This window comes from Avibacterium avium (genome assembly GCF_900454535.1).
GTDB lineage: Bacteria > Pseudomonadota > Gammaproteobacteria > Enterobacterales > Pasteurellaceae > Avibacterium > Avibacterium avium.
The window spans coordinates 1855150-1869792 of the sequence record NZ_UGSP01000001.1 but is presented as its reverse complement, the minus strand read 5'-3'; the positions used below and the strand labels follow the sequence as shown (position 1 = coordinate 1869792).

Genomic DNA, 14643 nt, shown 5'->3' with positions numbered 1-14643 from the left:
GTATTACCGCTATTTTGAGTGGAAAATTTTATGGAAAAAAAATTACCTAAGGCGCTTGATGCCATTGATATAAAAATTCTGAATGAATTACAGCGTAATGGCAAAATCTCTAATATTGATTTATCGAAGAAAGTCGGGCTATCGCCAACGCCTTGTTTAGAACGCGTAAAACGCTTGGAAAAACAAGGGGTGATTATGGGTTACCGAGCCTTGCTTAACCCTGAATTGCTGGATTCGCCGTTGCTCGTGATCGTAGAAATCACTCTTGTGCGCGGAAAACCTGATGTATTTGAAGAATTTAACGAAGCGGTGCAACAGCTTGATGAAATTCAAGAATGCCATTTGGTGTCGGGTGATTTTGATTATTTGCTCAAAACCCGCGTGGCGGATATGGCCGCTTACCGCAAATTGCTTGGCACAACCTTGTTACGTTTGCCTGGTGTGAACGATACCCGTACCTATGTGGTAATGGAAGAAGTTAAACAAACCAATTTTTTACAATTAAAACAAGATGATTAAAAAAATAACCGCAAAACTCACGCCACAAGATTACTTGGCCGAAATTGGCTTAGGTATCATTTCATTATTGGGGCTTTATTTGATCATTGCGTGGTCAAGTTATAGCCCTTTTGATAACACTTGGGCGGTATCTTCCTCACAAGCTGAAACCATTAATAAAGCAGGCGCATTGGGTGCTTGGCTGGTGGGATTATTTTTTACCTTATTTGGGCATATTGGCAATTTAATTCCATTTATGTTGTTTGGTGTGCCAATTTATTTGTTTAAAAGCAAAGGCTTCAAGCAATTTAGCTGGATTAAATTGATCTGGCGATTATTAGGTGGTGTGTTGCTCTTTTGTGGGCTTTGTGGCTTGGCGACACTCATTTTATCGGACACTTCTTCTTATTTAGCAGGCGGCGTACTGGGCGGTAGCTTAGTGATGTGGCTTTATCCGATTTTAGGAAAAATCGGCTTAATTTTGCTCGCACTTTTGGCCGCGATTACAGGCTTTGTGTTGTGTTCTGGCAAAGCGTTAATCTTATTGATAATGAAGTTTTATCATTGGCTAACAATGAACGAAACGGATTCTGCTCATCAGCAAGGTGATGGGCAAGATGATCTTGATGAGGCTGATGTAACACTAGAAGAAATTATTATTCAGCCCACTCAGTTTAATGCCAATACGCAGGCTAATCAGGCTAATACAGAAAGCACAGAAACAAAAAATGAGAGCGAAAAAGCACCGCACTTTATTACGATTAATGGCTTGAGTGCATTTGCCAATGATAACGCGCAAACCCAAGAACAGGCTCAGCCAACAACTACGGCAACCCAGTCAGTTAGCCCTGTTCCCAATGCGACTTCTGAAAGTCAGCCGTTAGAAAACGATCTGTTTGATCCCAACAAAATGGAACGTTTTTCGGATTATGGCGCGGGCGAAGAGCAACCGTTACCAAATGTAACACTGATTCAGACAGAGCAAGACACAGCACAAGACAGTGTGCAACAAGCTGAGCCAGCACCAGTAACACCTGCACAACATTCAGCAAGTTCCCTTGATGATGCAAGTGCGGTGAGTTTTTCGTCAGAATTTTCACCAATGGAGCAAACGGCTGGGTTGAAAGTGTCTATTCCGAATTATACGGCACAAAATCATAGCGCAAGCGAAAATTTAGCGGCTCAAGATCAAGATGATGACACTGACGAATTAGCGCGTCAGTTCGCTGCGCAAGAAGCACAACGTTTGGCTGAAATGCAGCAGCGTGCAAAAGAAATCAATGCGGAAGATGCTTTAGTGGATATTTTGACAGAGCAAAATCCAACGCAATCAACGGTAAATCAGCCAACTGAGCCTCAGCCTGCGGTAAGCCAGCCAACTTACAAACCTTATGGCGATTCCTTAATTCACCCAGCCTTACAAAAGCAGGTGCAAAAAGCGGAAAAACCTACCACGCCGTTGCCAAGTTTAGATTTATTGGATAAACGCGAAGTGGAAGAACAAAATATCACGCGCGAAGAAATCTTAGAAACCTCGCAACGCATTGAACAACAATTACGCAATTTCAATGTAAAAGCGAGCGTGAAAGATGTGTTGGTAGGGCCAGTGGTAACGCGTTATGAATTGGAATTGCAACCGGGGGTGAAAGCGTCCAAAGTTACCAATATTGATACGGATTTGGCGCGTGCCTTGATGTTCCGTTCTATTCGCGTGGCAGAAGTGATCCCCGGCAAGCCTTATATTGGCATCGAAACGCCAAATTTACAGCGTCAAATGGTGCCGCTACGTGATGTGCTAGACAGCCGAGAATTTCGTGAGTCAAAATCTTTGCTCTCAATGGCGTTAGGAAAAGACATTAGCGGTAATCCTGTGATCGTAGATCTAGCCAAAATGCCCCATTTATTAGTGGCGGGTTCAACGGGTTCGGGGAAATCCGTTGGGGTGAATACGATGATTTTAAGTTTACTTTTCAGAGTGAAGCCTGAAGAAGTGAAATTTATTATGATCGACCCGAAAGTGGTGGAGCTTTCCATTTATAACGACATTCCGCATTTGCTCACCGAAGTGGTAACCGATATGAAAAAAGCCGCCAATGCGCTGCGTTGGTGCGTGGACGAAATGGAGCGCCGCTATCAATTATTATCCGCCTTGCGTGTGCGTAATATTGAGGGCTATAACGAAAAAATTGATGAATATAACGCAATGGGAATGCCAATTCCAAACCCAATTTGGCGACCAGGCGACACAATGGACGCAATGCGACCAGACTTAGAAAAACTCAGCTATATTGTGGTGATTGTCGATGAGTTTGCCGATTTGATGATGGTGGCAGGCAAGCAAATTGAAGAACTTATTGCGCGCCTTGCACAAAAAGCCCGAGCCATCGGTATTCACTTGATTTTGGCCACCCAACGCCCTTCTGTGGACGTGATTACTGGCTTGATCAAGGCTAATATTCCAAGCCGTATTGCCTTTACCGTGGCGAGTAAAATTGACTCGCGTACCATTCTCGATCAAGGCGGCGCAGAAACCCTGTTGGGCCGTGGGGATATGCTGTATTCAGGGCAAGGCTCTTCCGATTTAATCCGTGTTCACGGTGCATTTATGAGTGATGACGAAGTGGCGCGCGTAGCCGATGACTGGCGTGCAAGAGGTAAACCTGATTATATTGATGGTATTTTAGACAGTGCCGATGATGAAGAGGGTGAAGTAGCACGCAGTGGTGATGACGGCGATCTTGATGATCTGTTTGATGAAGTGATGAATTTCGTGATCGAAACTGGCACAACCTCAGCCTCGTCAATTCAGCGCCGTTTCCGTGTTGGCTTTAACCGTGCCGCGCGTATTATGGATCAGCTGGAAGAACAAGGCATTGTTTCGCCGCTACAAAATGGTAAGCGTGAAATTTTAGCCCGCCGTTCCGATTATTAGTTTAATCTTTCAGCGAATTACCAAGCTAAGCGTAAAGAAAATGCAACAAATGGGAAATTTTATTGTCTGATTAAAGCAATGGTTTCCCATTATTTTAGGATTAAAGGAAGATTTATGAAAAAAATGGCAGTAAAAATCACCGCACTTTTATGTTTAGGCTTAAGCCAAATGGCTTGGGCTGATGCGGTGAGTGAATTACAAGCGCGCCTTAACAAAGTGGACGTGTTAAGCGCAGATTATGTGCAAAAAGTCAGTGATGCCAAAGGCAAAGAGATTCAACAAGGCAAAGGCAAACTTCGCATTAAACGCCCAAATTTATTCAGAATGGATAACCAATCTCCGCAAGAAAGTCAAATTGTGTCAGACGGCAAAACCCTGTGGTTTTACGATCCTTTCGTGCAACAGGTTACGGCAAATTGGGTGTCTGAAGCGGTGAATAATACGCCATTTGTGTTGCTTACCAGCAACGATCAAGCGCAATGGAAAAAATATACCGTAGCGCAATCAGCGGATACTTTTACCCTTAAACCAAAATCCGCGAAAAGCAATATTAAGCAATTCAATATTCGCATTGATGCTGATGGCGTGCTAAAAAACTTCAGCACCACAGAAAAAGACGGACAAACCAATTTATACTTATTGCGTAATATCACCAACCAACCGTTGGCAGATAATTTGTTTAAATTCAGCGTGCCGAAAGGTGCGGAGCTGGATGATCAGCGCAAGAAAAAGTAACGAAAAAATCACCGCACTTTAAGGCTAAATGGTTTACAATTTAGCCTTATTTTTTCCTGAAATTATCCACATACGAGAGAAAAAAATGCCTAATCTTGCTTTTGACTTTGCTGAAAATGATTTCCGCCCTTTAGCGGCGAGAATGCGTCCAATCCATTTAGACGAATATTACGGACAGAGCCATTTAATTGGCGTGGGCAAACCATTACGCAAAGCCATTGAAGCAGGGCATATTCACTCAATGATTTTGTGGGGGCCACCCGGTACAGGCAAAACCACCTTGGCAGAAATTATTGCGCAACGTATTAATGCGGAAGTGGAACGGATTTCTGCGGTAACAGGTGGGGTAAAGGAAATTCGTGAAGCCATTGAGCGCGCCAAACAAAGTCGGCTTGCAGGGCAGCGTACCATTTTATTTGTGGACGAAGTGCATCGTTTCAACAAAAGCCAGCAAGATGCGTTTTTGCCTTATATTGAAGATGGCACGGTGATTTTTATTGGCGCAACCACTGAAAATCCTTCTTTTGAACTGAATAACGCCTTGCTTTCGCGTGCGCGCGTGTATGTGCTGAAATCCTTAACCGCACAAGAAATCGAACAAGTGTTACAGCGCGCCATTAATGACAAAGAAAAAGGGCTAGGCAACCTTGATTTAACCTTAGAAGACAATTTGCTTGCAATGCTGGCGGAATATGTCAATGGCGATGCGCGCCTTGCATTAAATAGCCTTGAATTAATGGCAGATATGGCGGAAGAGGGCAAAAATGGCAAATTTTTGCACCGCACTTTATTAACGGAAGTGTTGGGCGAACGGCAAGCCCGTTTTGATAAGCAAGGCGATCGTTTTTATGATCTCATCTCAGCCTTGCATAAATCCGTGCGTGGTTCAGCGCCTGATGCAGCGTTATATTGGTACGCACGCATTCTCACTGCAGGGGGGGATCCGCTTTATGTAGCACGGCGGTTGCTTGCTATTGCGTCAGAAGATGTGGGCAATGCCGATCCGCGCGCAATGCAAGTGGCCATTGCCGCTTGGGATTGTTTTACGCGTGTGGGCGCAGCAGAAGGGGAACGTGCTATTGCGCAAGCCATTGTTTATTTAGCCGTTGCACCGAAAAGCAATGCAGTGTATCAAGCTTTCAAGACCGCGAAAAAGCACGCCTTAGAAAGCCCTGATTATGATGTGCCAGAGCATTTACGCAACGCGCCAACTCATTTGATGAAAGAACTAGGTTTCGGCGCAGAATATCGTTATGCGCACAATGAAGAAAACGCTTATGCCGCAGGGGAAAATTATTTCCCAGAAGCGCTGAAAGATACCCAATATTATTTCCCTGTTTCTCGGGGAATGGAAATTCAAATTCGCGAAAAATTAGAAAAACTTCGCCAACTTGACGAGCAAAGCACAACTATCCGTTATAAATCTGGTAAGTAGTTTAGGCGAGGTTGATCACTCAAATGCAAAATGAATGATCAATAGCCCCTAGTTTATTTTTTTTATCCGATCTAAAATAGAACGGTTTTTTGAGCATATTTATTTTCTAAAGGTAACAAAATGATTGATGCAAATTTATTACGCAATAATCTTGCGGAAGTGGCAGAAAAATTAAAAGTTAGACGTGGCTTTGAGTTAGATGTAGCGCGTATCACAGAATTAGAAGAACAGCGCAAAGCCCTACAAGTTAAAACCGAAACCTTACAAGCAGAGCGTAATGCGCGCTCAAAAGCCATTGGTGCGGCAAAAGCACGCGGCGAAGACATTGAGCCATTATTGGCGGAAGTGGATAATATGGGCATTGAATTAAGTATGGCAAAAAGCCAACTTGATGACGTGCAAGCGGATCTGCAAGAAATTGCTCTTAGTATTCCAAATATTCCCGCTGATGAAGTGCCACTGGGCAATGATGAAAACGACAATGTAGAGATTTCTCGTTGGGGCGAGCCAAGAACCTTTGATTTTGAGGTGAAAGATCACGTTACCTTAGGTGAACATTTGCAAGGGCTAGATTTTGCTGCAGGGGTAAAATTAAGCGGCGCGCGTTTTGTGGTAATGAAAGGACAAATTGCTAAAATGCACCGTGCGCTAGCGCAATTTATGCTGGATTTGCATACCGAACAACACGGTTATAGCGAAACCTATGTGCCTTATTTAGTTAATCACGCCACCCTTTATGGCACAGGGCAGCTGCCAAAATTTGGCGAAGATTTATTCCACACCAAACCGCTAGAAGGGGAGCAACCTTACGCCTTAATTCCAACGGCGGAAGTGCCAGTTACCAACCTTGTGCGTGATGAAATTTTAGAGCAAGCGGAACTGCCAATTAAAATGACCGCGCATACCCCTTGTTTCCGTTCAGAAGCAGGATCTTACGGTCGTGATACCCGTGGTTTGATCCGTATGCACCAATTCGACAAAGTAGAAATGGTACAAATCGTAGAGCCAGAAAAATCAATGGAAGCTTTGGAAGAACTTACTGGCCACGCGGAAAAAGTACTGCAGCTGTTAAATCTGCCTTATCGTAAAGTGTTACTATGTACTGGCGATATGGGCTTTGGCTCAGCTAAAACTTACGATTTAGAAGTTTGGGTGCCAGCACAAAACACCTACCGTGAAATTTCTTCTTGCTCAAATATGTGGGATTTCCAAGCACGCCGTATGCAGGCTCGTTATCGTGTAAAAGGCGAGAAAAAACCACGCCTTGTTCACACCCTAAATGGTTCAGGTTTAGCCGTTGGTCGCACCCTTGTTGCCGTGCTTGAAAACTACCAAAACGCAGACGGCAGCATCACCGTGCCAGAGGTGTTACGTCCATATATGGGCGGATTGGAAGTGATTGGGAAATAAAGATCCTAGCTCAAAGCAACAAAAAGCAAACAAAATGGTGAGTATTATGCTCACCATTTTTTCATCAAATTTATACCTAAATTTTACAACCCCAACGCATACTTCAATGCTTGTTTTTTCAACGGTGTGGCTTTGGACGCTAAGAAAAGGGCGGCGTTGCGAGCAATTTTGACGGGCAACAATTCTGTTTTAAAACCTTTATAGAATAAATCCATTGCCGATTGCATTAGTAAATTGTCTTTTTGACGCAAGGCTTGGTATTTTTTCAGCACTTCATCAGAAGCAAAATGTTGTTGATTTTGTACCGCACTTTCGATCACTTGCAACAGTGCTTTTACGTCTTTAAAACCTAAGTTTACACCTTGTCCAGCCAATGGATTAATAGTATGAGCGGCATCGCCCACTAGCACAATGCCTTGATGATAATATTGCTGAGCGTGGCGGCGGGTGAGGGCAAAACTGCCTGCTTTTTGCACCTTAACTTGACCTAATCTTGCTGGGAAAGATTGCTCAATAGTGTGGGCTAATTTTTCTTTGGATAACTGTTTCAGTTGAGTGATTTTTTCTGGGCTGTCATACCACACAAGACAGGCCTGATGGCCTTCAAGGGGTAAAAAAGCTCTTGGGCCAGCAGGGAAAAATTGCTGCCAAGTGATGTCTTGCTGTGGCAATTCGGTGTCCACCAAAATTAATAAACAATCTTGGCGATATTGCCAGCCTGTTATGCCAATGCCGGCAATTTGGCGCAGTTGCGAATTTGCCCCGTCTGCAGCGATGACTAATGGGGCGGAATATTGTTCACCATTGGTTAAAAAAATCTGCCAATTTTCACCGCACTTTTCAGCTCGTTCCACTTTCGCCTGCAAGCTACTTTGCACCTTTTCAAGCTGGGAAAAGGCTTGCCATAAGCCAAGTTGAATCACGTTGTTTTCCACCATATAACCCAGTTCGGAATGATCTAACTCTTCGCAATGAAAATAAGTGGAAAAGCCGTCAATTTCCCAAGTTTCTAAGGCGCGATAGGGGCAAGTTCGCATTTTTTCGATATATTGCCAACTTTGTAATTGTTGCAGTAATTGGACGGAAGCAAGGCTAATGGCGGAAATGCGTAAATCATATGGGGAATTTTCCTGAAAGGTGGGTAATGGCGCACCTTCAATCACTTGCACGTTTAGCCCTAATTGCCCTAAGCCTACAGCACAAGCTGCGCCAACCATTCCGCCGCCAACAATAATTACATCGCATTGCGTATTCATTTTTGCCTCTTTTTTATCCGAAAAGTGCGGTGATTTTTTGCCAAATTTTGCCCCGCACTTGCATTTTTCACTGCCTGTTAGTTTACCTTTTATGAGTAAAATTCAAAAGAAAAGATTATTTTAACTAGCCACCACCAGCACAAGTCGGTAAAATAGCCAGTCGATTTTTACAGGTTAAACGATTTAAAGCAAATTATGACGCAAAAATTACATATTAAAACGTGGGGCTGCCAGATGAATGAGTATGACAGCTCAAAAATGGCAGATTTATTAAACAGCACGCACGGCTTGGAATTAACGGATATTCCAGAAGAAGCGGACGTGTTGTTGTTGAACACTTGCTCTATTCGTGAAAAAGCGCAGGAAAAAGTGTTCCATCAATTAGGACGTTGGAAAGAATTAAAGAAAACCAACCCTGGTTTAGTGATTGGTGTGGGCGGTTGTGTGGCATCACAAGAGGGTGAGCATATTCGTAGCCGTGCGCCTTATGTGGATATTGTTTTCGGGCCACAAACTTTACACCGCTTGCCTGAAATGATCAACCAGATCCGTGGCGGTAAAAGTTCCGTGGTGGACGTCAGTTTCCCTGAAATTGAGAAATTTGACTGCTTGCCAGAACCGCGCGCTGAAGGCCCAACAGCGTTCGTATCAATTATGGAAGGCTGTAATAAATATTGTACTTTCTGCGTAGTGCCTTATACCCGTGGCGAAGAAGTGAGCCGCCCGCTTGATGACGTGCTATTTGAAATCGCACAGCTGGCAGAACAAGGCGTGCGTGAAGTGAATTTATTAGGGCAAAACGTGAATGCTTATCGCGGCCCAACCCACGATGGCGGTATTTGCTCTTTCGCTGAATTATTGCGTTTAGTGGCGGCGATTGACGGCATTGATCGCGTGCGTTTCACCACAAGCCATCCAATTGAATTTACTGACGATATTATTGATGTGTATGCGGACACGCCAGAATTAGTGAGTTTCTTACACTTGCCAGTGCAAAGTGGCTCGGATCGTATTTTGAATTTAATGAAGCGCGGCCATACGGCGTTGGAATATAAATCCATTATTCGCAAATTACGCAAAGTGCGCCCTGATATTCAAATCAGCTCTGATTTTATCGTTGGCTTCCCGGGGGAAACGGAGCAAGATTTTGAAGATACGATGAACCTGATCGCACAAGTGAATTTTGATATGAGCTTTAGTTTCATCTATTCTGCTCGTCCGGGAACGCCTGCGGCAGATATTCCTGATGATGTAAGCGAAGATGAGAAAAAACAGCGTTTATATGTGCTACAACAACGTATTAACAACCAAGCGGCACAATTTAGCCGTGCAATGCTTGGCACAGAACAGCGCGTGTTAGTGGAAGGGCCATCGAAGAAAGATTTAATGGAACTCACCGGCCGCACGGAAACCAACCGTATCGTAAACTTTGTGGGAACACCAGATATGATCGGCAAATTTGTCGATATTAAAATCACCGATGTGTTCACTAACTCATTGCGCGGTGATGTGGTACGCACCGAAGATCAAATGGGCTTACGTGTAGTGCAATCGCCACAAGCGGTGATTAACCGCACTCGTAAGGAAGATGAGTTAGGCGTGGGGCATTATCAAGGCTAGCAATATCGAAAATGGACTCAAGCATTGAGTTGATGAATTGTGTTCATAACCTTGATGAATATTTCTGGTTTGAGAAAGCAACGGTGCTATGTCAAAATAGCGCCGTTTTTTTATTTTAAATTTAAGGATTCATAATGCAAAAAAATATTATCACCACAGCAATTTTGCTCTCATTTTCTACCGCACTTTATGCCGCAGAAAATGCAGCACAAAGCGAACAGCTTGCGCCAATTTATGTTTATTCCGCTTATGCCACGCCCGTAAGCGAAGATCAAACAGCGTCATCAGTAACGGTTTTAACCGAAAAAGATTTCGCAGAACGCAACGCCACCTATGTTTCTGATGTATTAAAAACCGTGCCAAGTGTGGCAATGGGGGCATTAGGCGGACGCGGTACATTGACCAGCCTTTATCTGCGTGGCGCAGATTCAAATCAAACTGCGGTGATTATTGACGGTGTGAAAGTCAATCCTGTTTCAGGCTATGGCTATGATTTCGGCGGATTAAGTCTAAGTAATATTGATCGCATTGAAGTGTTGCGTGGAGAACAATCAGCATTATGGGGTAGCGATGCAATGGGTGGCGTGGTTTATATTACCACGAACAGCGGGCTTTATAAGGACAAACCGTTTAATGTGGACTTTGATTTAGGCACGGGCTCAAAAGGCACTTATGACGGTTCACTGACTCTTTCTGGTCAGCAAAACGGCTTTTATTATAGTTTGCACGGTGATAGCCATCGCACAAAAGGCATTTCTGCTTTTAGTTCAGATCGTTTCCATTACACAGCGGAAGATGGCAGTAGCGTGAGTACGGGGGGAGCAAAAGAGCGAGATAAATTCCATCGTGATGCACTATCATTACGCATGGGCTATGATGACGGCGAAAAAGGTATCGATCTCTTAGCCAGCCATTTTAGCCAAACAGCACATTTTGATAATCTTTATGCCACAGAAACAGTCTTTGATGATTATACCCGCACTCGTGAAACCACCTTTAAATTAAGCGGTTATGTTGGATCGGAAAAAGAGTTGTTTAAACATAAAGCAAGCGTTAGCCATCAAAAAACTGATAGCGATACGCTAGGACGATATCCTAGTAGCTATGACGCAAAAAAACTGAATGCGAATTACCAGTTAGATATTAATTTTGATCGTGAAGGTGAGCTGCAACAAGCATTGAGTTTACTTACAGAGTATCAGCGTTCTAGTTATTATGATTTTGGGAGCTATGGAGATAGTGAAAAGCATTTAATTGAGAAAAGTGTCGCAGCGGAATATCGTCTGTTTAGTGAAAATGATCATAGTTTAAGTCTTAGTGGGCGTTATATAGATAGCAATCAATATGACAACAGTTTTACTGGACGTATTGCAGGAACTTATCGTGTATTACAAAATCTGAAAGCGCATGCAAGTTTTGGGACGGCAATTCAAAATCCAACAATTACAGAATATTATGGTTATAGCAGTTATATATTACCTAATCCAAACCTTAAGCCAGAAAAAAGTAAAGGTGGGGATATTGGCTTGCTTTTTGAAACCACAGATAAACGCCACAGTTTAGATGTAACTTATTTTGCTCGTAATGTGAAAAATTTTATTGAGTCAGAGAAATTGCCTAATTATCGCTCATACTATGTAAATAAGGACGGTACGACTAAAATTAAAGGTGTTGAAATTGCGTATAACGGCAAGATCACCGATGATTTAAGCGCTTATGCCAACTATACTTATACCCAAACGAAAGATAGCAACGGTCAAGCCTTGGTTCGCCGTCCAAAACATATGGCAAATTTAGGTTTAGCCTATCAGATCACAGAAGCGTTGGGTGCAAATGTTAATGTGAACTATGTAGGCAAACGCATTGATACTTACTTTGATGAAACGACTTATGATTCTTCACGAGTAAAAATGCCTTCTTACACCTTGGTTAGCCTTGGCGCGAATTATCAAGTTACGCCAAACTTAAATGTGTATGCGAACTTGAATAATCTGTTTGATAAAAAATATGAAAGCGTTGCAGGCTATGGTCAGTATGGTCGTACCTTATATGTGGGCTTAAAAGGCAGCTTCTAACCCATAAGCAGATAGGCTTTTGTGAAAGTGCGGTGTAAAATTAACAAAATTTTCACCGCACTTTGTTTTTGGGGCATCATTTTTTAATGCAAAAAATTCGCGTATTTTTCACCGCACTTTTCTTTTCCATTCCGCTTTGGGCGCAAGAGCAATTTGTTTCGCTCACCCTATGCAGTGATCGCTTGTTAGCGGAATTAGCGCGCCCTGAACAAATTGCCGCGCAGTCTATTTATTCCAAAAATCCCCTGATGATGTTGGATAAAATTAATCAAAATAAGCCCGCTCTTAACGCGCGATTAACGGATTTATTGCCTTATTTGGATAAAACTATTTTGCTTAATGAGCAGTTTTATCCCCAGCTGGTGGCAGATCTGAAAAAGCTTGGGGTAAAAGTTTTGCCTATTAATGATAGCCCACAAACGGCGGAACAGCTTTTCGCCTTGATATTGGAATTAGGCAAACGCTTTGACAACGAAACTCACGCCCAGCAATTGGTGGAAAAGCTAAAAAATAGCGATTTTCGGCTCAATCAAAGGAATACGCAAACCTTAATTATTTCCGATACAGGCGTAGTTGAACCGATTTTTCCACAATACCAAGTCTTGCTAAAATTGCTCGGCTTAACGCCCCTTGAAAGCACTATTACGGCACAAAATTTTTCCCTAGAGAAACTTTTGCGTGCGCAGCCAAATTGGCTGATTTCCATTACTGATAAACAAGGTTATAACGAACAGGCGGAAGTGCTGACACACCCTTTGATTGCCAATATATTCCCTGCGCAGCGAATGGCGACAATGCCACTGAAATATGGTTATTGCTTTGATCAGGGCGTTTGGCAAGGCGCGGCGATGATTTATCGCCAACTGAATAAGAGAGAGCAAGCAGAATGAAACGATTAAACCTTTCCCTTTTTGCTTTATTGCTTTTGTTGATTGCTTTTGCGATTTTTCATCAGCTTGGGGATTTTGCTTATTTACGCAATGCACAGGGGATCGCCACCGATATGCGATCTTTAGTGTTATGGGATATTCGCTTGCCACGTCTTGGTTTAGCCATTTTAACGGGAGCAAGCCTTGCGCTGGCAGGCAATGCAATGCAGGGGTTATTTCAAAATCCCTTGGCGAGTCCGGGGTTACTTGGCGCAGCGAATGGTGCAACCACGGCGAGCGTGTTTTTGCTCTATTATTTTTCTTTACCCTTATCTTTTCTATTGTTTGGCGGCATTTTAGGTGCGTTGAGCAGTTTCTTGTTAGTCTATTTTATCGCCAAAAATAAAGGCACAACAATGATGATCTTGGCAGGCGTTGCGGTGAATATGTTGCTCGGCTCGGCCATCGCCTTATTGCTTTCCAACGCACAAAGCCCTTGGGCATTAGCAGAATTATACCGCTGGTTGCAAGGTTCATTAATGTGGGCAAAAATCGAACCGCTCTTGCTTTCCTTGCCTATCGTGGCGGTGGGCGTAATCTGTTTATATTGCCAACGCCGTTACCTAGATTTACTCACTTTTGGGGAAGAAACCGCCAGCACAATGGGCGTTGACCCAAAACGTAGCTTTTTTATCACCACCCTTGGCGTGGCATTGCTGGTGGGCGCCACCATTCCGCAAACTGGCACAATCGGATTTATCGGCTTAATTGCCCCGCACTTTGCACGCATCTGGCTGAAAAAACGCCCTTCGCAACTTTATTTCACTAGCGGGCTAATTGGTGCGTTACTTTTGTTGCTCGCCGATCTTGCTATTCAATATGTGCCGTTTTTCTCGCATATTTATATTGGCACGCTCACCGCCATTATCGGCGCACCTTGCTTGATTTGGATTTTGCTCACTCAACAACGGAGATTAGCCCGTGATTAAATTGTACAATGTTAGCCTTGCTTATGGCGTTAAAAATATCAGCGCTCAAATTCCCCAAGGTAAATTAGTGGGCATAATGGGCGGCAATGGCGCAGGGAAGTCCACTTTGCTCAAAGCCATTGCAGGCATTTTACCACTGGAAACAGGCTCAATTTTATTGAACGACAAACCGCTCACCGAAATGAGCTTGGCTGAAAAAAGCCAAACGTTGGCGTATTTTGCACAAAGTACTAATATTTATTGGGATTTATCTGTTTATGACGTGATTGCATTCGGCTTGCCCGAAACACGGTTTATCCCTAAGGAAAAAGTGCGGTCAAAAAAAGACAAATTTTTTGACCGTTTATTTAATTCATCACACCAACAATGGCAGCAAGAAAAGATCCTGCAAGCCGCGAAGCAATTTTCTGTTCAACATCTATTAGAACAACCTTTCCAACAGCTTTCAGGCGGTGAAAAAGCCCGCGTTCAGCTTGCCCGTTGTTGTATTAAAAACGCACCAATTTTATTGGCAGACGAACCTATCTCGCCCCTTGATCCTTATTATCAAATTGATATTTTAGAGCAATTAAAATCACTCACCCCAAGCACCACCTGCGTGGTTGCCATTCACCACCTTGATCTTGCCTACCGTTTCTGCGATGAAATCATCTTGCTCCACCAAGGCAACTTACTCGCCCACGGCTACACGCAAGATGTCCTAACCGCAGAAAATCTAGCCATTGCGTTTGGGATTAAGGCGGAGATTGATGTGGAAAAAAGATGGATTGGTGAGATTGATAAATGTATGAAATAGAAAAAGTGCGGTGATTTTTCACCGCACT

General features: G+C 43.3%; 11 protein-coding genes. 10 read left to right on the top strand and 1 reads right to left on the bottom strand.

Annotated features, from left to right (window positions below; genetic code table 11):
- Positions 1-30 precede the first annotated feature (30 nt).
- The 5 genes from lrp to serS all read left to right on the top strand — a co-directional run bounded on the left by lrp (position 31) and on the right by serS (position 7010).
- Positions 31-519, top strand: a complete 489-nt coding sequence (gene lrp, locus DYC50_RS09050) for a leucine-responsive transcriptional regulator Lrp (RefSeq protein WP_115249901.1) — start codon at positions 31-33, stop codon at positions 517-519.
- Positions 512-3430 carry a DNA translocase FtsK gene (locus DYC50_RS09045; RefSeq protein ID WP_115249900.1) on the top strand — a complete coding sequence of 973 codons (2919 nt, stop codon included), beginning with the start codon at positions 512-514 and terminating at the stop codon, positions 3428-3430. The genes lrp and DYC50_RS09045 overlap by 8 nt, the downstream gene beginning before the upstream one ends.
- Before the next feature lie 114 nt (positions 3431-3544).
- Positions 3545-4165 carry an outer membrane lipoprotein periplasmic chaperone LolA gene (gene lolA / locus DYC50_RS09040; RefSeq protein WP_103855139.1) on the top strand — a complete coding sequence of 207 codons (621 nt, stop codon included), beginning with the start codon at positions 3545-3547 and terminating at the stop codon, positions 4163-4165.
- Between the two features lie 85 nt (positions 4166-4250).
- Complete coding sequence (locus DYC50_RS09035) at positions 4251-5600, top strand: replication-associated recombination protein A (RefSeq protein ID WP_115250197.1); 1350 nt, start codon at positions 4251-4253, stop codon at positions 5598-5600.
- Positions 5601-5720: 120 nt separating this feature from the next.
- Positions 5721-7010, top strand: coding sequence for a serine--tRNA ligase (gene serS / locus DYC50_RS09030; protein WP_115249899.1), 1290 nt, complete (start codon positions 5721-5723; stop codon positions 7008-7010).
- An 83-nt stretch (positions 7011-7093) separates the two neighbouring features.
- Here serS and DYC50_RS09025 read toward each other — a convergent pair whose 3' ends face one another.
- Positions 7094-8266 (bottom strand): FAD-dependent monooxygenase, encoded by a 1173-nt coding sequence (locus tag DYC50_RS09025; protein WP_115249898.1) that lies wholly within the window; start codon positions 8264-8266, stop codon positions 7094-7096.
- A gap of 195 nt (positions 8267-8461) precedes the next feature.
- Here DYC50_RS09025 and miaB point away from each other — a divergent pair, with 195 nt between their 5' ends.
- The 5 genes from miaB to DYC50_RS09000 all read left to right on the top strand — a co-directional run bounded on the left by miaB (position 8462) and on the right by DYC50_RS09000 (position 14615).
- A complete protein-coding gene (gene miaB / locus DYC50_RS09020; RefSeq protein ID WP_115249897.1) occupies positions 8462-9886 on the top strand; it encodes a tRNA (N6-isopentenyl adenosine(37)-C2)-methylthiotransferase MiaB in 1425 nt (474 codons plus the stop codon).
- Between the two features lie 134 nt (positions 9887-10020).
- Positions 10021-11961, top strand: coding sequence for a TonB-dependent receptor plug domain-containing protein (locus DYC50_RS09015; protein WP_115249896.1), 1941 nt, complete (start codon positions 10021-10023; stop codon positions 11959-11961).
- An 86-nt stretch (positions 11962-12047) separates the two neighbouring features.
- Positions 12048-12851: a substrate-binding domain-containing protein gene (locus DYC50_RS09010; RefSeq protein WP_115249895.1), complete on the top strand. Its 804-nt coding sequence runs from the start codon at positions 12048-12050 to the stop codon at positions 12849-12851.
- Complete coding sequence (locus tag DYC50_RS09005) at positions 12848-13819, top strand: FecCD family ABC transporter permease (protein ID WP_115249894.1); 972 nt, start codon at positions 12848-12850, stop codon at positions 13817-13819. The genes DYC50_RS09010 and DYC50_RS09005 overlap by 4 nt, the downstream gene beginning before the upstream one ends.
- Positions 13812-14615 (top strand): ABC transporter ATP-binding protein, encoded by an 804-nt coding sequence (locus DYC50_RS09000; protein WP_115249893.1) that lies wholly within the window; start codon positions 13812-13814, stop codon positions 14613-14615. Before DYC50_RS09005 ends, DYC50_RS09000 begins: the two co-directional genes overlap by 8 nt.
- Positions 14616-14643 lie beyond the last annotated feature (28 nt).